General features: G+C 65.4%; 18 protein-coding genes. 9 read left to right on the plus strand and 9 right to left on the minus strand.

Annotated elements, in window-relative coordinates; translation table 11 throughout:
- Positions 1-3 precede the first annotated feature (3 nt).
- From RAM60_RS13530 to RAM60_RS13540, 3 genes are read right to left on the minus strand one after another with little or no spacing between them, the layout of a single operon-like run.
- Positions 4-555 (minus strand): LptA/OstA family protein, encoded by a 552-nt coding sequence (locus RAM60_RS13530; RefSeq protein ID WP_510639873.1) that lies wholly within the window; start codon positions 553-555, stop codon positions 4-6.
- Entirely contained in the window at positions 555-1,223 is a 669-nt protein-coding gene (gene lptC, locus RAM60_RS13535; protein ID WP_369026326.1) for an LPS export ABC transporter periplasmic protein LptC, read from the minus strand. Before lptC ends, RAM60_RS13530 begins: the two co-directional genes overlap by 1 nt.
- Positions 1,224-1,247: 24 nt before the next feature.
- Positions 1,248-1,865: a ribonuclease D gene (locus RAM60_RS13540; protein WP_369026325.1), complete on the minus strand. Its 618-nt coding sequence runs from the start codon at positions 1,863-1,865 to the stop codon at positions 1,248-1,250.
- Positions 1,866-1,907: 42 nt separating this feature from the next.
- On the opposite strand from RAM60_RS13540, the gene ung reads away from it, so the two are divergent.
- Both ung and RAM60_RS13550 read left to right on the plus strand, forming a co-directional pair.
- On the plus strand, positions 1,908-2,588 hold the full coding sequence (gene ung, locus RAM60_RS13545; RefSeq protein WP_369026324.1) for a uracil-DNA glycosylase: 681 nt from the start codon (positions 1,908-1,910) through the stop codon (positions 2,586-2,588).
- 74 nt (positions 2,589-2,662) lie between these two features.
- Positions 2,663-4,141 carry a serine hydrolase domain-containing protein gene (locus RAM60_RS13550; RefSeq protein ID WP_369026323.1) on the plus strand — a complete coding sequence of 493 codons (1,479 nt, stop codon included), beginning with the start codon at positions 2,663-2,665 and terminating at the stop codon, positions 4,139-4,141.
- 1 nt (position 4,142) lies between these two features.
- Here the strand turns inward: RAM60_RS13550 and RAM60_RS13555 are convergent, their stop codons facing one another.
- The gene (locus RAM60_RS13555; RefSeq protein ID WP_200981846.1) at positions 4,143-4,922 is read right to left on the minus strand and encodes an SDR family NAD(P)-dependent oxidoreductase; all 780 of its coding nucleotides are present in this window, start codon (positions 4,920-4,922) and stop codon (positions 4,143-4,145) included.
- A gap of 86 nt (positions 4,923-5,008) precedes the next feature.
- Between RAM60_RS13555 and RAM60_RS13560 the strand changes: the two genes are divergently transcribed.
- Both RAM60_RS13560 and RAM60_RS13565 read left to right on the plus strand, forming a co-directional pair.
- Positions 5,009-5,791: an enoyl-CoA hydratase gene (locus tag RAM60_RS13560; protein WP_369026322.1), complete on the plus strand. Its 783-nt coding sequence runs from the start codon at positions 5,009-5,011 to the stop codon at positions 5,789-5,791.
- Positions 5,792-5,861: 70 nt separating this feature from the next.
- Positions 5,862-6,869: a hypothetical protein gene (locus RAM60_RS13565; RefSeq protein WP_369026321.1), complete on the plus strand. Its 1,008-nt coding sequence runs from the start codon at positions 5,862-5,864 to the stop codon at positions 6,867-6,869.
- Here the strand turns inward: RAM60_RS13565 and RAM60_RS13570 are convergent.
- The 5 genes from RAM60_RS13570 to RAM60_RS13590 all read right to left on the minus strand — a co-directional run bounded on the left by RAM60_RS13570 (position 6,826) and on the right by RAM60_RS13590 (position 16,273).
- Entirely contained in the window at positions 6,826-7,809 is a 984-nt protein-coding gene (locus RAM60_RS13570) for a YeeE/YedE thiosulfate transporter family protein (protein WP_369026320.1), read from the minus strand. The two genes, RAM60_RS13565 and RAM60_RS13570, sit on opposite strands and share 44 nt — an antisense overlap.
- Positions 7,810-7,863: 54 nt before the next feature.
- The gene (locus RAM60_RS13575; RefSeq protein WP_369026319.1) at positions 7,864-9,300 is read right to left on the minus strand and encodes a glutamate synthase subunit beta; all 1,437 of its coding nucleotides are present in this window, start codon (positions 9,298-9,300) and stop codon (positions 7,864-7,866) included.
- Positions 9,300-13,955: a glutamate synthase large subunit gene (gene gltB / locus RAM60_RS13580; RefSeq protein WP_369026318.1), complete on the minus strand. Its 4,656-nt coding sequence runs from the start codon at positions 13,953-13,955 to the stop codon at positions 9,300-9,302. The genes RAM60_RS13575 and gltB overlap by 1 nt, the downstream gene beginning before the upstream one ends.
- 239 nt (positions 13,956-14,194) lie before the next feature.
- The gene (locus tag RAM60_RS13585; RefSeq protein WP_369026317.1) at positions 14,195-15,019 is read right to left on the minus strand and encodes a hypothetical protein; all 825 of its coding nucleotides are present in this window, start codon (positions 15,017-15,019) and stop codon (positions 14,195-14,197) included.
- A 9-nt stretch (positions 15,020-15,028) separates the two neighbouring features.
- On the minus strand, positions 15,029-16,273 hold the full coding sequence (locus tag RAM60_RS13590; protein WP_369026316.1) for a TIGR04063 family PEP-CTERM/XrtA system glycosyltransferase: 1,245 nt from the start codon (positions 16,271-16,273) through the stop codon (positions 15,029-15,031).
- An 80-nt stretch (positions 16,274-16,353) separates the two neighbouring features.
- Here RAM60_RS13590 and RAM60_RS13595 point away from each other — a divergent pair, with 80 nt between their 5' ends.
- From RAM60_RS13595 to RAM60_RS13615, 5 genes are all read left to right on the plus strand, one after another.
- Positions 16,354-16,539, plus strand: coding sequence for a hypothetical protein (locus tag RAM60_RS13595; protein ID WP_369026315.1), 186 nt, complete (start codon positions 16,354-16,356; stop codon positions 16,537-16,539).
- Positions 16,532-17,914 carry a DUF5935 domain-containing protein gene (locus tag RAM60_RS13600; RefSeq protein ID WP_369026314.1) on the plus strand — a complete coding sequence of 461 codons (1,383 nt, stop codon included), beginning with the start codon at positions 16,532-16,534 and terminating at the stop codon, positions 17,912-17,914. Before RAM60_RS13595 ends, RAM60_RS13600 begins: the two co-directional genes overlap by 8 nt.
- A gap of 113 nt (positions 17,915-18,027) precedes the next feature.
- A complete protein-coding gene (locus tag RAM60_RS13605) occupies positions 18,028-18,477 on the plus strand; it encodes a MaoC family dehydratase (RefSeq protein WP_200981855.1) in 450 nt (149 codons plus the stop codon).
- A gap of 56 nt (positions 18,478-18,533) precedes the next feature.
- Positions 18,534-19,715, plus strand: a complete 1,182-nt coding sequence (locus RAM60_RS13610; RefSeq protein ID WP_200981856.1) for an acetyl-CoA C-acyltransferase — start codon at positions 18,534-18,536, stop codon at positions 19,713-19,715.
- Positions 19,715-20,296: a carboxymuconolactone decarboxylase family protein gene (locus tag RAM60_RS13615; RefSeq protein ID WP_369026313.1), complete on the plus strand. Its 582-nt coding sequence runs from the start codon at positions 19,715-19,717 to the stop codon at positions 20,294-20,296. Before RAM60_RS13610 ends, RAM60_RS13615 begins: the two co-directional genes overlap by 1 nt.
- Positions 20,297-20,354: the final 58 nt, after the last annotated feature.

The following is a 20,354-nucleotide window of genomic DNA, read 5'->3' on the forward strand; positions in this document are numbered from 1 at the left end:
CAATCAGTTCTGCGGAACGGAGAAGGTCCCGCTCACGCGGCCGCCGGAGGTCGACGTCTGGCCGGTGACCGAGGAAGAGCCGCTGGCCTTGCCGTCGACGCTGGAGACGCCGCTCGCGAGGTCGATGACCAGCCGCCCGCCGTTGAGCGTGTCGCCGCCGCGATTGAGGCGGACATTTCCAGCCATGGTGATGATGCGGCGATTGAAGTCGTAGACCGCCGTGTCGCCCCGTGCGCGCTCGTTGCCGCGGCTGACGTCGACGCCGCCGGTTGCCATGATGCGCTGGATCTTGAGCGACCCGGCATCGGAATAGTTCACGATCGTTCGCGCCGCGTTGAGGCTGAGTCCGGCCTGCGTGATCTGGACATTGCCAGACAGCACCACGCGGTTCTGGCGATCCTGAAGCTCGATGCGGTCGGCGGCGTAGGACACGGGCGCGTTGGAATTGTGCCCGGCAATGGCCTGCGCGCTGAGCTGCACGCCGCCAAGAGCAGCCAGCGTGGCGAGGAAACCGGCTGCGCCCCAGCGCGCCATGGTCGGGAAATGCTGCTTCATCAGGGCATCCTCAGCTTGCCCGGCGCCATGCGCAGGCGCGCATTGCCGGAAAGGGTAATGGTGCGGGCCGACATATCGGCAGTAAGGCGGTTGGCGCTGAAAGTTCCGGCAGGAATCGCGCCCTCGACCCCGCCGGCGCCGACCAGTGTCTTGGCCTCGAGATCGACCGAAACGTCACGCGCCATCATGCGATAGCCGTCGGCCGCCTGCATCTGGACGGGGCCGATCACCGAGACGACCGATTCGTCGATATCGTACTGGCCCGCCCCCGCGGTCAGTCGTGCAGGGCCGTCATTGAGCAGGATTCGCGCGACAAGGTCGTTCATGCGAACGATTCCTTCGGCACTGGAACGCTGCACGGCCTCTCCGGCAGTGAGCGAGAAGGGACGACCGTCCTTGTCCTCGCCGCGATAGAGCGCGTTGTCGACGCGCAGGCGCTCGCTGATCACCGCCACCTTGTTGCGGTCGAGCAGGAAGCTGATTTCCCCGCGCGGACTGAGCGGCGAGATGATCATCAGCGCGGCAAGGACGCCGACGCCCATCGGCAGCGCACGAGCGAGGAAAGCGACGAGCCGGTCGTGCGAGCCGCCGGGTTCGGCCCAGTGCTGGCGCTCGTTGCGCAGCTCTGCGGCTTCCTGCGTCTCGATCCGGCGTTGCTTCCTGGCCATGGCGTTTGCCTGCTCCGGCGCTCCTTACGCGTGGCTGAAGATGTCGTGTTCGGCCCAGCCGGCGATGTCGAGGCGGGCGCGGGTGGGGAGGAAATCGAAGCACGCCTGCGCGATGGCAGTCCGGCCTTCGCGTTCGAGCCTGCGGTCGAGCTCGTCCTTCAAGCGGTGAAGATAACGCACGTCAGAGGCGGCATATTCGCGCTGTGCGTCGGAAAGTTCGGGGCCGCCCCAGTCGGACGACTGCTGGGCCTTTGAGATAGTCCCGCTCAGCACTTCCTCGATAAGGTTCTTGAGGCCGTGGCGGTCGGTGTAGGTGCGCACCAGCTTGCTGGCGATCTTGGTGCAATAGCAGGGCGCTGCCATGACCCCGAGATAGTACTCGATCGCGGCGAGGTCGAAGCGGGCGAAGTGGAACAGCTTGAGCCGGGCGGGATCGCCGAGCACCGCCTTGAGGTTGGGCGCATCGTAAGTGCTGTTCGGGCCGAAGCGGACGAGATGCTCGTCGCCATTGCCGTCGCTGATCTGGACGACGCACAGCCTGTCGCGCTTGGTGACGAGACCCATCGTTTCGGTGTCGACCGCTACTGGCCCGTCCGCCAGCACGCCGGCCGGCAAGTCTTCTTCGTGGTAATGCACTGCCATGGGGTGGGCCTTAGGCGGATTGCGCTCTAGAGGGAAGGGACGATGGCGGAGATGGTTCCTGACAGCTGGAAGCCGGTGCTCGACCCGGTCCTGGCCACCGCAGAAGCGCGGCGGCTGGGCGGCTGGCTGCGTGCCGAAGAGGAGGCAGGCAAGTCGATCTACCCTCCGCGCGGATGCCGCTTGCGCGCGCTCGAGCTGACTCCGCTGGAGGCAGTGCGCGTCGTGATCCTGGGGCAGGACCCCTATCACGGACCGGGCCAGGCCATGGGGCTATGCTTTTCGGTCCCGCAGGGCGAGCGTGTGCCGCCCAGCCTCGTTAACATCTACAAGGAGCTAGAGGGCGATTGCGGCATCTCGCGCCCGGACCACGGCGACCTTACGCGCTGGGCACGGCAGGGCGTGCTGCTGCTGAACAACACGCTGACGGTCGAGGCAGGCAATGCCGGCAGCCATGCGGGCCGCGGGTGGGATGCGATCACCGACGCCTGCGTTGCGGCGGTGGCCGAGCAAGCGGAGCCGTCGGTCTTTATCCTCTGGGGCAGCCATGCCCAGGCCAAGGCGAAGCGCATCGCCGCCTTGCGCAACGGCAGGCACTGCCTGATCGAAAGCCCGCACCCCAGCCCGCTGTCGGCACACCGCGGCTTCTTCGGCTCGCGCCCCTTCAGCAGGACCAACGAGTTCCTTGCCTCAAACGGGCGTGGAACGATCGACTGGACGCCCTGAATCCCCTCGCCTTTCCACCCAGCGACCTCTGTGGCAGTCTTCCGCGAGGAGATTCGCAGGGGAGGGAAAAGGGCATGAAGAACTGGCTCAAGGCGGGGGCGTCGCTGGCTCTCTTGTCAATGGCAACTCCGGTGCTCGCCAAGGCGCACGAGGAAAATGGGCAGGCCAATGCCGCCGAAGCGCAGAAGGCCGCGGCTCTGGCCGAAGCCCTGAGGGCTGCCGACCTGTGGGTCGAAAGCCAGCGCCAGTACCTCAAGATCCCGGCGGTCTCCGTGGCCGTGGCGCAGGGCGACAAGACGGTCTGGGCCAAGGGCTTCGGCACCACCGACCGTGCGGGCAGGCATGCTGCCACTGCCGACACGATCTATTCGATCTGCTCGATCTCCAAGCTGTTCACCTCGGTCGCGCTGATGCAGCAGTGGGAGCAGGGCAAGGTCGCGCTCGATGCGCCGATCACCGATTACCTACCTTGGGCCAAGCTTGCTGCCGATCCGCGCGAAAGCGTTCCGATCACCCTGCGCGGCGCATTGACCCACTCGGCCGGCCTGCCGCGCGAATCCGACTTTCCCTACTGGACCGCTCCCGACTACCGCTTTCCCACGCAGGCAGAGATGCGCGCGAAAATCGGTAGCCAGTCGCCGCTCTACCCGGCCGAGACCACCTGGCAGTACTCCAACCTCGGGCTCACCCTTGTCGGCGAGACGGTGGAAGCCGTCAGCGGCACTCCCTACGCCGACTATGTCCGCGCCAACATCCTTGCGCCGCTCGGGCTCAAGGACACGCGCCCGAACCTGCCGAAGGACCTCTACGGCAAGCAGATGGCAGTGGGCTGGGGTGCGCTGAAGCCTGACGGTACGCGGCCCGAGATCGGGCCGTTCGATACCGCGGGCATCACTCCGGCGGCCGGCTTCACCTCGAGCGTCAATGACCTCGCCCGCTTCGCCAGCTGGACCTTCCGTCTCGCCAAGAGCGGCAAGGCGGAGGTCCTGCGCCCCTCGACCCTGCGCGAAATGGAGCGAGTGCATTATGTCTCGCCCGACTGGAACACCAGCTGGGGCCTGGGTTTCGCGGTTCGCAACCAGAACGGGACCACGGTGGTCGGGCACGGCGGCAGCTGCCCGGGTTATCGCAGCGCGCTGCGTATCGCGCCGTCCGAAGAAATGGCCGTCGCCGTCGCGATCAATGCGATGGACAATCCCGATGCGATCGCCGGGAATATAGCGGCGCTCATCCAGGCACGCGGAGCTGCGGCGAACTACGACCCAGTCGAGGGTGTCACCCTCGAGGATTATGCAGGGGTTTACGATGCGCAGCCGTGGACGGCCGAATTCATGGCTATCCCCTGGGCGGGTGGCCTGATCCAGATCGACCGCGACAGCACCGAACCTGCCGATCGCATCTATCGCCTGAAGCCGCTGGCGAAGGACCGCTTCCAGGTCGTGTCCGACAAGGGCGAGCTGCGCGATACCGTGACTTTCGAGCGCGACGCTTCCGGCAAGGTCGTGGCGCTGGTCCAGCACTCCAACCGTTATCGCAGGGTGCGCGGACTCTAGCTCAGAAGATCGAATAGCCGCCGTCGATGACCACCGAATCGCCGGTGTGGAAGCGGCTGGCATCGCTGGCGAAATAGACAGCGATGCCGCTGAAATCCTCGCCCTCGCCCCAGCGGCGCATGGGCACGCGGCCGATGGCCTTCTCGTTGAATGCGTCCCAGGATTGGAGGCGCTCGGTCATCGGGGTGGCGATCCAGCCGGGCAACACCGCATTGGCGCGGATGCCGTAGCGCGCCAGTTCGACTGCCGTACCCCGGACCATCGCCAGAACTCCCGCCTTGGTCGAGGCATAGGCCTGGTTGGCGGGGGCGCCATGGATGGCAGAAACGCTCGATGTGACCAGCAGCGATCCGCCCGGATCCCCCGCACCGGCACGCTCGACCATGTGTCGCGCAGCCTCGCGGAAGGTCCAGAAGACGGCGTCGAGATTGACCGTGGTCACCTTGCGCCATTGCTCGGTCGTCTGGTCGACCAGCGGAGCGCCTCCCCCGACCCCGGCATTGGCGATGCAGGTATCGATCCGCCCGAGGCGCGAGAGGCACTCGGCCATGGCACCGACCACCTCGCTCTCGTCAGAGACGTCGACTTCGAGTGCTTCGATGCGCGTTCCGTAAGCCTTGAGCTTCTCGGCTGCTTCCGCGTTCTTGTCGGGTTTGCGACCCCAGATCGCGACGTCGGCCCCCGCTGCGGCCAATCCCTCCGCCATGCCGAGCCCGATGCCCGAATTGCCGCCAGTTACCACTGCCACCTTGCCGGTGAGGTCGAAGGGTTTGAATGCCATGTCGCGTGTCTCCTCTCTCGAATTCGCAATGAAGGGCACCCAAGGATGGATTGCAAGCAGCAACCGAATGGCTAGGCTGCGAATCCATGACCGACCTCATCCTGACCGAGATCGCCGACGGTATCGCCACCGTCACCCTCAACCGCCCCGAGGCGATGAACGCGCTGTCCAAGGCGCTGCGCCACCGGCTCTACGAGGTCATGACCGCGCTCGATGCCGACGACAGCGTCCGCGCGGTAATCCTGACCGGCGCGGGCGAGCGGGCCTTTACTGCAGGTCTCGACCTCAAGGAATTGGGCTCGCAGGAAGGCGCATTGGGCGCGGCCAATGCCGAGGGTGCCGACGAGAATCCGGTCAAGGCTATCGAGGTCTGCCGCAAGCCGGTGATCGGCGCGATCAACGGCGTTGCCATTACCGGCGGGTTCGAGGTGGCGCTGGCCTGCGACGTGCTCATCGCCAGCACCAACGCGCGCTTCGCCGATACCCATGCGCGGGTAGGCATCGTGCCGGGCTGGGGCCTGTCGCAGAAGCTCAGCCGGATGATCGGCATCAGCCGCGCCAAAGAACTTAGCTTCACCGGCAACTTCCTTGACGCCGCCACGGCCGAGAAATGGGGCCTCGTCAATCGCGTGGTCGCGCCGGGGGAACTGCTGCCCACCGCACGCAAGCTCGCCGCCGACATGGCGGGCATCGATCCCGATTTCCTCGCCAGCTACAAGAAGCTCATCGACGAAGGTTATGCCGCGAGCTTCGGCGAAGGGATGAAGCTGGAACACGCACGCTCTTCCGCTGCTAACTCCGCAGTCAGCCCGGAAGAAGTCGAGGCGCGCCGCGCTGCCGTACAGGCGCGAGGGCGCACGCAAGGGTAGTGCGCGGATTGCAATAACCGGTGTCGAAAGCACACTTCGGACTTCGCGCCGCTTCGCCTATGACCGGGCCATGGAACGGCAGCTCCCCGCCCGCCTGACCGGTCTCGCGCCGATCGTCCTCCCCCTCATCGTCGTCGCGCTCGCCCGCGCCATGACCTTTACCGACTGGGCGGTCGCCAACGCCTTCTGGGCCGCACTGCTGTTTGCATGGCTGGTCACCGACAGCCTGTTGCTGGGCACTATGGTGCGGGCCAGGCCGAAGCGCCCGGGCCTCCATGCCAGCCTCGGCGCGCTTGCGACCGCAGGAGTGATCGTCCTGTTCGGAGCGGCTGAGCCGGTGCGTGCGTCGATCAATTCGCTGCCGCAGATCGTGGTGGCAGCAGGCCTCACTATCGCGCTGTTTATCGGATGGAGCGCGGTGCGGTTCGCAATCGAATTGCGTGAGGGCAAGGATGTGGACGCGGCCGTTATTGCCGCCTTCCCCCAATCCATGGCGCCCGTGATCCGTTTTGCCAGTGTCGAATCAAGAATGATGAGACTGGCGCTGTTCGGCTGGCGGCGAGCGCAGGACATTCCCGTGGGAGCAATTGGCTTCTCCTATCACCGCTACCTCCTGCCGATGATCTGGACCTTGCTGGTTTTGCAGGGGATCGAACTGGCGGTGATGCATTTCCTGCTGCTGCAATGGAATCCGACCGTGGCGTGGATCTGGTTCGCGCTCGGCATGGCAGGTGGGTTGTGGATCATGGGGCTGGCGCAGAGTTTCCGCATCTACCCGGTGCTGCTGACCGAAGAGGGGCTGCGTGTGCGCAGTGGGATCATGGCCGATCTCCTGGTCCCCTATGCGGCGATTGGTGCCCAGGTCTCGGGCTTTGCTCGGGAGCAGGTGAAAGACGGCGGGACCTTCAACCAGGCGGTGCTCTCGTGGCCCAACGTGATGCTGGCGCTCGACCATCCGCTTCGCGTGAAGCCGCTGATCGGGCGTGAGCGCGAAGTCAGCGCCGTGGCCATGCGAATCGACGATAGCGCCGCCTTTACCGAGGCGCTCGCCGCCCGCTGCTATGGGGCAGGAAAGTAAGCGCGATCACTGCAGTCATCGCGGCAAACGCCACCCACCCGCTGGGCGAGGCCGAGGGCATCGAATAGAGCAGCAGCGTCCCGTTTCCGCCCGGGACCAGCGCGGCGCCGGCGCCCATCAGGAGCCCTCCCGGCGCATTTCCGGTCAGTGCCCGCCGGGTCGGAGGCCTGAGGTGGAACTTGCGCGTCCAAACGGCGGCATAAACCGCACCTGCCAGCATCGCGAACGCACCTGCTATCGCCTTGCCATCGGCATGGTTTGCGGCATCGCCCAGCAGCCAGGCGCCCTCGCGATTGAGCAGCGAGCCCACCGTCCAGCTGCCCGCCAGAGTGCAGAGCACCCCGCCGACCATGCCGACCACCAGCATGGCCGGGATCGGACTGAGCTGCACTTCGCGGCGGTGAAGCGCGCGGATGAAGTTGCGCCAGTAACGGGGCCTCAGTGCGGGAGCTGCAAGCACCACGAACAGGGCGAGGACAATCCCGCCCGGCACAGTCGGCCGCATGAGCAGTGACTCGGCAGGGACGGAGAGCATGGTCGTCCGAAAGGCGAGCGTCGCTCCGCCAACCGCCGCAACACAGGTGACAAGGTAATTGAGCTCACCACTCGCAAGGCGACCCAGCGTGCCGAACTGGCAGGCGCCGTTGATGCGCGCGCCGATGCCAAAGAGTGCACCGCCCGCCAATGTCGCAAGGGTGATCGGGAAACTAGGTGCAAGCATCCCCTCGCCGGGAAGGGCCCAGGAAAGCGGCAGGACCACGCAGCCCGCGGCACCGGCCGTGACGACAAAGGCGCGCAATCGCAGCGTGCGGCCGAGGACGACGGCCTGCCGCGTTCCCTCGACCATGCAGACGCTGCCGCGACGCAGGGCAAAGCCGACGACGAAGGCGAGCGATATCGCCAGCAAGGACAGCGTCGATGCCCCGATTGCCTCTTCCATTTTCCCCTGTCCGCCCCAGACGCGGCAGAGGTTACGCCCGACCGGGCGCGAGGGCTAGCTCGGGAGTTCGGTTGCGCCCATCAGCGCCAGGTCCACCGCTCGGGCGCACTGGCGGCCTTCGCGGATCGCCCAGACGACGAGGCTCTGCCCGCGGCGCATGTCGCCGCAGGAAAAGACGTTCGCCTCGCTGGTGAGGTACCACTCGGTATCGGCCGCGACGTTGCCGCGCGCATCGAGGTCAACCCCAGCGCGGTCGAGCAGGCCGCGGCGCTTGGGTCCGGTGAAGCCCATCGCCAGCAGGATAAGATCGGCCTTGAGCGTGAACTCGCTCCCGGCGACCTCCTGCATCCGCCCGTCCTTCCACTCGACACGCACGCATTCGAGCCCGGCCACATCGCCGTTCTCTTCGGTCACGCGCTTGGCGAGCACCGCCCAGTCGCGCTCGACGCCTTCCTCGTGGCTGGAGGAAGTGCGCAGCTTCAGCGGCCAGTCGGGCCAGGTCAGCGCCTTGTCTTCCTTTTCCGGCGGCTTGGGCATGATCTCGAGCTGGGTCACGCTCGCCGCGCCCTGCCGGTTGCTGGTGCCGACACAGTCCGATCCGGTATCGCCGCCACCGATGACGATGACGTGCTTGCCCGTCGCGGTGAGCGAACCGCGCGGCGCGGCGCGCACCTCGTCGTCGCCCGCATTGCGCTTGTTCTGCTGGGTGAGGAATTCCATCGCCAGCCGCACGCCCGGAAGCTCTGCGCCCGGCACGTCGAGCATCCGCGCTTCCTCCGCACCGCCCGCAAGGACGACCGCATCGAAATTCTCCTGCAGCGCCTGGAAGCTGACTTCGACACCGACTTCGCTGCTGGTGCGGAACTGGACGCCCTCGGCCTCCATCTGCACGGCGCGGCGGTTGATGAGGTGCTTCTCCATCTTGAAGTCGGGAATGCCGTAGCGGAGCAGCCCGCCGATGCGGTCGGACTTCTCGAACACGGTCACCGCATGGCCGGCGCGGGCAAGCTGCTGCGCGCAGGCGAGTCCTGCCGGACCACTGCCGATCACCGCGACCGACTTGCCGGTGCGCTTTTCGGGAAGCTGCGGCTTGATCCAGCCTTCCTGCCAGCCCTTGTCGACGATGGCGCATTCGATCGACTTGATCGTCACCGGTGAGTCGATGATGTTCAGCGTGCACGCCGCCTCGCAGGGGGCGGGACAGATGCGGCCGGTGAACTCGGGGAAGTTGTTGGTCGAGTGCAGGACCTCGAGCGCGCTCTTCCAGTCATCCTCGTAGACGAGGTGGTTCCAGTCCGGGATGATGTTGTTCACCGGACAGCCGTTGTGACAGTAGGGAATCCCGCAGTTCATGCAGCGGCTGGCCTGCGTGCGCAGTTCATTGCCGCTCAGCGGAACGACGAACTCCTTGTAGTTCTTCAGCCGTTCGGCGGGATCTTCGTAGGTGCGATCCTTGCGCTCGAACTCGAGGAAGCCGGTTTCCTTGCCCATTATTCAGCCGCCTCCATCGCAGCCTGTTCGCGCTCTTCCTCGAGCAGCTTCAATGCCTTGGCGTAATCGCGCGGCATCACCTTGCGGAAGTTCTTGAGTTCGCCCGCCCAGTTGTCGAGCAGAGCCTTGGCCCGGGCCGATCCGGTGTGGAGCAGGTGCCGTTCGACCAGGATCTTCAGCCGCTCGGCATCGTGGTAGAGCGGGTCACCCATGCCGGCATTTTCGACCGATACCGCGCGTTGCTGCGGCTTGCCCCAGCTTTTTTCCGCGCCGGGTCCGTCACCCGGGGCAACATCGAGGATGTCCACCTGCGCGGGGTTGCACAGCTGGGCGAACTTGCCTTCGGGATCGTAGACATAGGCCACGCCCCCGCTCATGCCCGCGGCGAAGTTGCGCCCGGTCTTGCCCAGCACGCAGACTGTGCCGCCGGTCATGTATTCGCAGCCATGGTCGCCCGTACCCTCGACCACGGCGACGGCGCCCGAGTTGCGGACCGCGAAGCGTTCGCCCGCGACACCGGCGAAATAGGCCTCGCCCGCGATTGCGCCATAGAGCACGGTGTTTCCGACGATGATGTTCTCGCCCGGCTTGCGCGGAGCATTCTCCGGCGGGCGCACGGCGATGCGACCGCCCGACAGGCCCTTACCGACATAGTCGTTGGCATCGCCGGTCAGGCTCAGCGTCACGCCATGGGCGAGCCAGGCACCGAAGCTCTGTCCGGCAACACCGGTCAGGTCGATGCGAATGGTGTCCTGCGGCAGTCCCGCATGGCCATAGGCCCCGGCAATCCGGCCCGACAGCATGGCGCCAACGGTTCGGTTGACGTTGCGGATGGGGCGAGTGAGCTGGACAGCCTGGCCGCTTTCGATGGCCGGCTTGCAGGCTTCGATCAGTTCGACGTCCATCGCCCCGCCGAGGCCGTGATCCTGGCCTTCGGTCTGGTGGAGCGGCTTGCCTTCCTCGAGCGGAACGGCGTGGAGGATGCGCTTCAGGTCGACGCCATGCGCCTTCCAGTGGCGCTCCACCCGGCGCATGTCGATCCGGTCGACGCGGCCGACCATCTCCTCAACCGTGCGGAAACCCATTTGCGCCATGATCTGGCGCAGTTCCTCGGCCACGAAGAAGAAGTAGTTGATGACATGCTCGGGCGTGCCGGTGAAGCGCTTGCGCAGCACCGGGTCCTGCGTGGCGACGCCGACAGGGCAGGTGTTGAGGTGGCACTTGCGCATCATGATGCAGCCCGCCGCGATCAGCGGAGCGGTGGCAAAGCCGAACTCGTCCGCGCCCAACAGCGCGCCGATGGCGACGTCGCGGCCCGTGCGCAGGCCACCATCGACCTGCACCGCGATGCGGCTGCGCAGATCGTTGAGGAGCAGCGTCTGCTGGGTTTCGGCAAGGCCGATTTCCCACGGGCTTCCGGCATGGGTGAGCGAGGTCAGCGGCGATGCGCCGGTCCCGCCTTCATAGCCCGAGATCGTAACGTGGTCGGCCTTGCACTTGGACACACCCGCAGCGACCGTGCCGACGCCGACCTCGCTGACCAGCTTGACCGAAATACGCGCCTTGGGCTGCACGTTCTTGAGGTCGTGGATCAGCTGGGCGAGATCCTCGATCGAATAGATGTCGTGGTGCGGCGGGGGCGAAATCAGGCCGACGCCCGGGGTCGAGTGGCGCGTCTTGCCGATGACCTTGTCGACCTTGTGGCCGGGCAGCTGGCCGCCTTCGCCGGGCTTCGCACCCTGCGCCATCTTGATCTGGATATCGTCCGAATTGACGAGATATTCGGCCGTCACGCCGAAGCGTCCCGAGGCGACCTGCTTGATGCGGCTGCGCATCGAATCGCCATTGTCCATCGGCAGGAAGCGGTCAGGCTCCTCGCCGCCTTCGCCCGTGTTCGAGCGTCCGCCGATGCGGTTCATGGCGATGGCCAGCGTTGTGTGCGCCTCGCGGCTGATCGAGCCGAAGCTCATCGCGCCGGTGCTGAAGCGCTTGACGATTTCGACCGCCGGTTCGACCTCGTCGAGGCTCAATGGCTGGTCGGCGGGCTTCAGTTCCATCAGCCCGCGGATGGTCAGCAGGCGTTCGGACTGCTCGTTGATCGCCTCCGCGAACTCGGCATAGTTCTTCGGGTTGTTGCCACGCACCGCGTGCTGCAACTGGGCGACCGAATGCGGGGTCCAGGCATGGGCCTCGCCACGGATGCGGTACTGGTAGATGCCGCCGACATCGAGCATCCCCGCATAAAGCGGGTTGTCGCCATAGGCCTGCGCGTGGCGCAGAACGGCTTCCTCGGCGACTTCCTTGAGGCCGATGCCCTCGATGGTCGTGGCGGTGCCGGTGAAGTAGGTGTCGATGAACTCGCTCGACAGGCCCACCGCGTCGAAGATCTGCGCACCGCAATACGACTGGTAGGTCGAGATGCCCATCTTGGACATGACCTTGAGGATGCCCTTGCCGACCGCCTTGACGTAATTCGCCTGCACCTTGGCGGCGTCCATTTCGGGAAAGCGTTCGGCCCGCAGCGCCTCGAGCGTCTCGAAGGCGAGGTAGGGGTTGATGCCTTCCGCGCCATAGCCTGCCAGCGCGCAGAAATGGTGCACTTCGCGCGCTTCGCCGGTTTCGATGACGAGGCCGGTCTGCATGCGCAGGCCCTGGCGGACGAGCTGGTGGTGGACCGCGCTGGTCGCCAGCAGCGCCGGCATCGGAATGCGGTCGGGGCCCTGTGCGCGATCGGACAGGATAAGGATGTTGGCATCGCCGAGCACTGCCTCGGTCGCGGCCCAGCACATTTCCTTCAGTGCCATGGCGAGGCCTTCGGCGCCGGTGCTGGCATCCCAGGTGATGTCGATGGTGGCGGTGCGGAACGCACCGTCGAGCGCGACCTCGACCGAGCGGATCTTGGCGAGGTCGGTGTTGGTCAGGATCGGCTGGCTGATCTCGAGACGCTTGTGCGTACCGCCGTCGCGACCGAGCAGGTTCGGGCGCGGGCCGATCATCGACAGCAGGCTCATCACCAGTTCCTCGCGGATCGGGTCGATCGGCGGATTGGTGACCTGCGCGAAGTTCTGCTTGAAATAGTCGTAGAGCAGGCGGCTGCGGTCGCTCAGCACCGCGATGGGCGTGTCCGTACCCATCGAACCGATCGGGTCTTCGCCCCCGGTCGCCATCGGCTCAAGGAACTTCGAGATGTCTTCCTGCGTGTAGCCGAAGGCCTGCTGGCGATCGAGGAGCGACTGTTCCGACTGCGGAATTTCCGAAAGGTCAGGCTCGATGTGGTCGAGGTCCTCGAGCTTGTACTGCGCCTTCTCCAGCCACGCTTCGTAAGGCTGCGCGGCTGCGAGGTCGGCCTTCAATTCCTCGTCCTCGACGATGCGGCCCTGTTCGAGGTCGATCAGCAGCATGCGACCCGGTTGCAGGCGCCACTTGCGGGTGATGTCCTCGTCCCTGAACGGCAGCACGCCGCTTTCGGACGCGAGGACGACGAGGTCGTCCTTGGTCGTGCACCAGCGCGCCGGGCGCAGGCCGTTGCGATCGAGGCAGGCACCGATCTGGCGGCCGTCGGTGAAGCACACGGCGGCGGGGCCGTCCCACGGCTCCATCAACGCGGCGTGGTATTCGTAGAAGGCGCGGCGGGCCGGGTCGATTAGCGGATCCTTGGCCCAGGCTTCGGGCATCAGCATCATCATCGAATGGGCGAGGCTGTATCCGCCGGTCAGCAGGAGCTCGAGCGCATTGTCGAGGCAGGCGGTGTCCGACTGGCCGTGCGGGATCAGCGGCCACATCTTGTCGAGGTCGGCGCCGAGCAGTTCGCTTTCCATCGTACGGCGGCGGGCTTCCATCCAGTTCACATTGCCGCGAACCGTGTTGATCTCGCCGTTGTGCGCCATGAAGCGATAGGGGTGGGCAAGGCGCCAGCTGGGGAAGGTGTTGGTGCTGAAACGCTGGTGGACGAGGCCGAGCGCCGACACGCAGTCTGGATCGCGCAGGTCGTCGTAGAAACTGCCCACCTGGGTTGCCAGCAGCAGGCCCTTGTAGACTACCGTGCGGCTCGAGAAGCTCGGGATGTATGCGGTCGCAAGCCCTTCGATGCCATGCTTGGCCTCAAGCGCCTTGAGAGGGTTGAGCGTCTGCTTGCGGATGACGACGAGCTTGCGCTCGAAAGCGTCCTGGTCGGCGCAGTTTTCACCGCGGGCAATCACGCACTGGCGGATCACCGGCATGGAATCGACCACCGCCTTGCCAAGTCCGTCGAGTGTCGTCGGGACATCGCGCCAACCGACCACGCGCTGGCCCTCCTTGGCCGCGAAGCGTTCGAGCTGGCCCTGTACGAAATCGCGCGCTTCCGCTTGTTGCGGGAGGAAGCACATGGCCACCGCGTAGTGACCCGGCTGGGGCAGGTCGTGTCCGCCCGCCTCGGCCCACTTGCGGATCAGGGGATCGGGGATCTGGATCAGTATGCCTGCGCCATCGCCCAGCAGCGGATCCGCGCCGACCGCGCCGCGATGGTCGAGATTGGCCAGAATCTCGAGCGCCTGGGTGACGATGCCGTGGCTCTTCGCGCCCTTGATATGCGCGACCATGCCGACGCCGCAGGCGTCATGCTCGTTGCGGGGGTCGTAGAGACCCTCATTCCCCAGGGGCGGCGTGCGTCCCATAAGCGAAGCGTCCTCCTCCATGCCCGCCGACTCGTCCCGCTGCGGGAGGTGTCAGGGGCAAGTCACTTGGTACCACAGGCACCGGTAAAATTGCGCGAGCCACCGTCATGGCTGCACGATTGTGATTTTGCAACTGCGAAGGCTGAAGCAAAATTTCAGTCGGCCAAAGATTTTTGCCGACTTCCAGGGAGGGGTTGTCGCTGAATTCGTATCCGCCGCGCCATGGCGCTTTGGTCGGATTACTGGGGCTTGCCGACCTGCGACAGGCGGTCGAGCGCGCTGCGCAGGGCAGCTTGCGCATCCTCGTTGGCTTCCGGCGCGCTTGCCGGGGCGGATCGGTCCGCCTCTCGGCGCAGGAAGGCGATCACCGGATCGAGTTCGCCATCATCGACTGGCGCGGGCTCCGTTGACGCAGCCCGGCTCGCATCGAGAGCGCGCTTGAGCCGCTGTGTAAGCACTGCAAGCGGCAGGTCGCCCAACGCTTCCGTTTCTTCGGCCTCCTCAGGCATGACAGGTGCCGGCTCTCGAGCTTCCGCGAGCGCGACTTCTTCGGCGGCGATTACCACCGGCTCGACCTCAGCCCCGGCTTCGTCATCGACTTCGTCGAATTCGGCGAAGTCCTCGTCGAAGAGTTCCTCGACGGGCGCCGGATCGCGATCTTGCGGCTCGTCTCCGAAATACTCGCGCGGGCTGAAGGGGCGGCGCGGTTCTTCCATCTCGGAAGGAGTTTCGACGACTTCGACGGCATCGCCACCCTGCCAGGCGACCTCATCATATTCGTCCTCGTCGTCGAACTCGCTCGCGCTGTTGAGCGCGGCGACGCGCATCGCGAGCACGATACCGAGGGCGAGGCCGAAGAGCGCTGCAGCGCCAGCAAGGATGGCCTTGCCCACGACACCCACAGGGATCAGCGCATCGATGCCGAGTGCCTGGCGGATCGAGGTGTGAATACCCTCAGGCATCACGAAGAGACCCGCACCGAGCAAGGCGGCAAACCACAGGCCCACGGCCCAGCGGAATGCCGGGTGGCTGCTGATCGGTCGTTTGCTCGCGGTGCCGTTCATGGGCGGGTGCTATCCTTGGGTTTCTGCCTTCCGGAACGGGGCAGGTAGGCCTTCCACTCGCTCGCGTCCTAGCAGTTCTTGGTAAACACCGAGATAACGTTCGACGTTCCGCCCCCAGTCGTGGCTGGCGGCGACATGCGCACGGCCGCGATCGCGCATGGCAGGCCATTCGGCACGCGCGTCGATGAAATCGGCGAGGGCTGCGGCGATGGCGGCAGGGTTGTCGGGAGGGAAGAGTTTCCCGGTCACGCCGTCCTCGATCAATTCGCGATGCCCGCCGACGTCGCTGGCCGCGACGATCTTGCGCTCGGCCATGGCTTCAAGCGGTTTGAGGGGCGTGACCAGGTCGGTCAGGCGCGACTTCTTGCGCGGGTAGGCGAGGACATCGACGAGCGAATAATAGCGCTCGACCTCGGAATGGGGGACGCGGCCGGTGAAGATGACCGCGTCTGCGAGAGGGGCGGCCTGTCGCCGCAGCGAATCGTCCATCGGACCGCCGCCGACGAGCAGCAGCTGGGCGCCAGGATGCCGCTCGCGCAGCAGGGGCATGGCAGCGATGAGGTCGTCGAGCCCCTCGTAGTCGTAGAAACTGCCGATGAAGCCAATGACGGGCCCCTTCCCGATGCCGATCTTCCCGGCCAGAGCATCGTCGCGCGGTGGCGGGTCGCCGAACAGGGTCAGGTCGACCCCATTGGGGGAGAGCCCGATCTTGTCGCCATCGTGTCCGCGGGCGATGAGGTCGTCGCGCAGGCCGCGGCAGATCGTGAAGACCGCGTCCGCGCCTGCAACAACCCGGTTTTCAAGCGCGCGGGTCAGGCGATACTTCAGCGAACCCTCGGTCCCGGTACCGTTGCCGACAGCCGCATCTTCCCAGAACGCCCGGATTTCATAGACGAAAGGAATTCCGAGCCGCCGCGCGGCGCGCAGCCCGGCCATGCCGCACAGCGCGGGCGAATGGGCGTGAATGACGTCGGGGCGCCACTCTCTGGCTAGCTCCTCGATCCCGTGACGCAGCTGTTCGATTTCGCGCCATTCACGCAGTACGGGCGGCCCTCCCGGAGCTTTGCCTGCGCGATGAAAGGTCAGGCCCTCGACGGTCTCAGTGGCGGGTCCCTCGGCGACGTGGCGCGCACCGGTGATACCGCGTACCTCGACGCCCTTCGCCTGCAGGCTCTTGAGGATTGCGCGCGTGCGGAAAGTGTAGCCCGAATGGAGCGGCAGCGAATGGTCGAGGATGTGGAGGACGCGTGTCATTTCCTGCGCCATGTGACACAACAGGCTTAACACCGCGTCAACCGTAAGCTGCTAGGCGGGGCGCAAGGAAGACCGCACGCTTGATCGACTATTTCGCCCTTGGCCTGACTCATGCTTTGATCATGATCGCACTCGCCCGCACGCTGGTGCGGCCCGATCTCGATCGCGAGGAAGCGATGGCGGACGAGGCGCAGGTCGCAGACGAGCCGGCCGAACGGTCCAAACGCCGTAGCGCACGACGGCGCCGGGATGGTGCCGGTGCTTGACCTCGCCCTCTTCCTGACCGTGATGCTGCTTTTCGCGATGGGACTGCGGCGGCCCTTCATCTGGGTGCTGACCTATCTCTATATCGATATCCTGGCACCGCAGAAGATCAGCTGGGCGCTGCTCGCATCGGTCCCCATCTCGCTGATCGCCTTCATCCTGGCCTTTGCCGGATGGATCATCGGCGACACCAAGGCGAACACGCAATTCACCTTGCGACAGGGATTGCTGCTGGCGCTGCTCTGCTGGTGTTTCATGACGCTGCAATGGGCCGACTACCCCGAGTTCGCGCAGGAAAAGTGGAACTGGGTGTGGAAGGCGCTGGTCTTCGCGATCTTCCTTCCCGTGACCCTGACGACCCGCCTGCGGTTCGAGATGACCTCGCTCATCATGGTCCTGACTGCTGGCGCGATAATAATCTCGGCGGGCATGAAGACCGTGCTGGGCGGTGGCGGTTACGGCAATCTATCGCTGTTCGTGAACGACAATTCGAACGTCTACGAAAGCTCTACCCTTGCCACGATCGCCATCGCGATCATCCCCCTTATCCTCTCGCTGGTGAAGAACTCGACCGTCTTCCCGACCGACTGGCGGGTGAAGGCATTTGCCGGGCTGCTGATCTTCGCCTGCCTGATGATCCCGGTCGGAACCGAGGCGCGTACGGGGCTCATCTGCATCGGAGTCCTCGGCCTGTTGATGCTGCGCGACGTGAAAAAGCGGATGCTCTATATCACCGGTGCTGCGGCCCTCGGCCTCGTCGCGCTGCCGTTCCTCCCGGCAAGCTTCTATGAGCGCATGTCGACGCTGAACTCGGTGGAAGAGGACCAGTCGGCCTCGACCCGCATGCAGGTCTGGGCTTGGACCATCGATTATGCCGCAGAGCACCCGCTCGGCGGCGGTTTCGATGCCTTTCGCGGCAACAGCTTCACCTACCAGATGCCGGTGGTCGAACGGAACGGTTCGACCGTCTCGGTCAGGTATGAGCAAGTCACCGACGGCGGCCGTGCCTACCATTCATCGATCTTCGAGATGCTGGGCGAGCAGGGCTGGCCCGGCCTGCTCACCTGGCTGGCACTGCATGCGATCGGGATCTGGCAGATGGAGGTCATCCGTAGGCGGTGGCGTGATCGACGGGCACCTGCCGAGCAGTGGCAATCACCCCTGGCAAGTGCGCTTCAGTTTGCGCAGATCATCTACCTTGTCGGAGCAACCTTCCAGGGAATTGCCTTCCAGCCCTTCATGCTGATGCTGGTCGGAATGCAGATCGGCCTGTGGACCTATTGCAAGAAACGCGAATCAGCCAAGCAGGAGTCGGTTCGCAAGGCAGCGCGCGATGCACGGCGCGCTGCCGCATCGGCCAAGCCCGCTATGCCGTAACGGCAGGATTCGCGCGGGTTGCGCGGCCCCTCTCCATGCGCCAAGAGTCCCCCCGCACCGCGCGGCCGGAGTCGCGCGAAACCGTCAAATTCGGCTTGTTAGAGGAGAGGCCCATGACCCCGCAGGAACTCGCAACCAAGGTCGGCGAAAACATCGGCACCAGCGAATGGGTGGCCATGGACCAGGACCGCATCAACATGTTCGCCGATGCGACCGGCGACCATCAGTTCATCCACATCAACGAGGAAGCGGCCAAGATGACGCCGTTCGGCGGCACCATCGCCCATGGCTTCCTGACCCTGTCGATGATCCCGTACCTCAGTGCCAATTCGAGCCTGCCCAAGGTCGACGGTGTGAAAATGGGCGTCAACTACGGCGGCAACAAGACGCGCTTCATTGCCCCGGTCCGCTCGGGCAAGCGCATTCGCGGCCACTGGAAGCTGCTCGAACTGGTCGAGAAGCGTCCCGGCCAGTGGCAGCAGACTCACGAGATCACCATCGAGATCGAAGGCGAGGACAAGCCCGCCCTGATCACCGAATGGATCATGCAGTTCTTCGTCTGATTTCCCCCTCCTCCCCGGCGAGGATCGGACATTCTTAGCTATCCAAGGAATTACCCATGCGTGACGCAGTCATCGTCTCAACCGCCCGCACCCCGCTGACCAAGGCGGCGCGCGGCGCCTTCAACAACACCACCGGCGCGACGCTAGGTTCGTGGTCGATCAAGGCCGCTGTCGAACGAGCCGGCCTCGAAGGCGGCGAGATCGACGACGTGGTGATGGGCTGCGCCGCGCAGCAGGGTTCGACCGGCGGCAACGTCGCGCGCCTCGCCGCACTGCGTGCGGGCCTCCCGGTGACGGTCCCGGCCATGACCATCGATCGCCAGTGCTCCTCGGGCCTGATGACCGTGGCGACGGCTGCCAAGCAGGTCATCGTCGACAACATGGACATCTGCGTTGCCGGTGGCCTCGAAAGCATTTCCAAGGTCGTGGGCAGCGGCAAGATGTTCGTCGAGCCCGACCGCCAGCTGCTCGAGATGCACCCGCACATCTACATGCCGATGATCGGCACGGCAGAAGTCGTGGCCAAGCGCTACAATATCAGCCGCGAGTACCAGGACGAATATTCGCTCCAGTCGCAGCAGCGCACTGCCGCAGCGCAGGCCGCAGGCAAGTTCGATGACGAAATCGTCGCCTGCACCGCAACCATGGCGGTGATGGACAAGGAAACCAAGGAAGTCTCCTTCCACGAAGTCACTGCCGATCGCGACGACTGCAACCGTCCCGACACCACGCTCGAAGGCCTCGCCAGCCTCAAGCCAGTGATGGGCGAAGGCCACACGATCACGGCAGGCAACGCCAGCCAGCTGTCGGACGGTTCGTCGTCCTGCGTGGTGATGGAAGCCAAGGTCGCCGAGAAGCGCGGCCTCGAACCGCTGGGCCGTTATGTCGGCATGGCGGTTGCCGGCACGGAGCCCGACGAGATGGGCATCGGCCCGGTCTTCGCAATTCCGAAGCTGCTCGAGCGCTTCAACCTCAAGATGGACGACATCGGCCTGTGGGAGCTTAACGAGGCCTTCGCGGTGCAGGTGCTCTACTGCCGCGACAAGCTCGGCATTCCCGACGAACTGCTCAACGTCAACGGCGGCTCGATCTCGATCGGCCACCCCTTCGGCATGACCGGCGCGCGCTGCACCGGCCACGCGCTGATCGAAGGCAAGCGCCGTGGCGTGAAGTATGCCGTCGTCACCATGTGCATCGGTGGCGGGCAGGGCGCAGCGGGCCTCTTCGAGGTCTTCTGATGCGCCTTTCTGCCCCTCGCATTGAGCCGCTCGACATGGAGCGGCTCGACGAGGAGCAGCGCGAAGTTCTCGCCCCCTTCGCCGATCCTTCCAACAAGGTCGGTGGGGGGCGAGTCCTCAATATCTTCCGCACCCTAGCCCGCGCACCCAAGGCCCTGACGGGCTTCCTGGCGTGGGGCAATTACATCCTATCCCGCCGCAACAGCCTGCCACCACGCGAGCGGGAAATCGTTATCCTGAGAACCGGCTGGCTGTGCCGTTCGGGGTACGAATTCGCCCAGAACCGGCGCATCGGCATCGACTGCGGCCTGACGCCGGAGGAAATCGAGCGGATCAAGGCGGGGCCCGATGCGCCTGGCTGGACGCCGCTTGAATCGGCTATGCTGCGCGCTGCCGATGAACTCGTCGCCGATAACTTCGTCTCTGACCAGACCTGGAAGGCACTCGAAGAACTGGGCGACAAGGGAAGCATGGACCTCGTCTTCACGGTGGGCCAGTACACGCAGGTGTCGATGCTGCTCAACAGCTTCGGCGTGCAGCTGGAAGACGGCGACGCTGCGGATCCCGACCTTACACCCTGATCTTGCTATAGTCTGTCGGCGGGCGCATGCTCAGGCAGCGTCAATGGCGAAGGGTTCG

This window comes from Qipengyuania sp. RANM35, from assembly GCF_041021145.2.
Lineage (GTDB): Bacteria > Pseudomonadota > Alphaproteobacteria > Sphingomonadales > Sphingomonadaceae > Qipengyuania > Qipengyuania soli.

Excerpts from the sequence above, each read along its gene's own strand:
- RAM60_RS13540 (WP_369026325.1), bottom strand. The coding sequence starts at position 1,865 with ATGGCAGTGCATTACCACGAAGAAGACTTGCCGGCCGGCGTGCTGGCG.
- RAM60_RS13605 (WP_200981855.1), top strand. The coding sequence starts at position 18,028 with ATGACCCCGCAGGAACTCGCAACCAAGGTCGGCGAAAACATCGGCACC.
- gltB (WP_369026318.1), bottom strand. The coding sequence starts at position 13,955 with ATGGGACGCACGCCGCCCCTGGGGAATGAGGGTCTCTACGACCCCCGC.
- RAM60_RS13560 (WP_369026322.1), top strand. The coding sequence starts at position 5,009 with ATGACCGACCTCATCCTGACCGAGATCGCCGACGGTATCGCCACCGTC.
- lptC (WP_369026326.1), bottom strand. The coding sequence starts at position 1,223 with ATGGCCAGGAAGCAACGCCGGATCGAGACGCAGGAAGCCGCAGAGCTG.
- RAM60_RS13610 (WP_200981856.1), top strand. The coding sequence starts at position 18,534 with ATGCGTGACGCAGTCATCGTCTCAACCGCCCGCACCCCGCTGACCAAG.
- RAM60_RS13565 (WP_369026321.1), top strand. The coding sequence starts at position 5,862 with ATGGAACGGCAGCTCCCCGCCCGCCTGACCGGTCTCGCGCCGATCGTC.
- RAM60_RS13615 (WP_369026313.1), top strand. The coding sequence starts at position 19,715 with ATGCGCCTTTCTGCCCCTCGCATTGAGCCGCTCGACATGGAGCGGCTC.
- ung (WP_369026324.1), top strand. The coding sequence starts at position 1,908 with ATGGCGGAGATGGTTCCTGACAGCTGGAAGCCGGTGCTCGACCCGGTC.
- RAM60_RS13590 (WP_369026316.1), bottom strand. The coding sequence starts at position 16,273 with ATGACACGCGTCCTCCACATCCTCGACCATTCGCTGCCGCTCCATTCG.
- RAM60_RS13585 (WP_369026317.1), bottom strand. The coding sequence starts at position 15,019 with ATGAACGGCACCGCGAGCAAACGACCGATCAGCAGCCACCCGGCATTC.
- RAM60_RS13570 (WP_369026320.1), bottom strand. The coding sequence starts at position 7,809 with ATGGAAGAGGCAATCGGGGCATCGACGCTGTCCTTGCTGGCGATATCG.
- RAM60_RS13575 (WP_369026319.1), bottom strand. The coding sequence starts at position 9,300 with ATGGGCAAGGAAACCGGCTTCCTCGAGTTCGAGCGCAAGGATCGCACC.
- RAM60_RS13550 (WP_369026323.1), top strand. The coding sequence starts at position 2,663 with ATGAAGAACTGGCTCAAGGCGGGGGCGTCGCTGGCTCTCTTGTCAATG.
- RAM60_RS13530 (WP_510639873.1), bottom strand. The coding sequence starts at position 555 with ATGAAGCAGCATTTCCCGACCATGGCGCGCTGGGGCGCAGCCGGTTTC.
- RAM60_RS13555 (WP_200981846.1), bottom strand. The coding sequence starts at position 4,922 with ATGGCATTCAAACCCTTCGACCTCACCGGCAAGGTGGCAGTGGTAACT.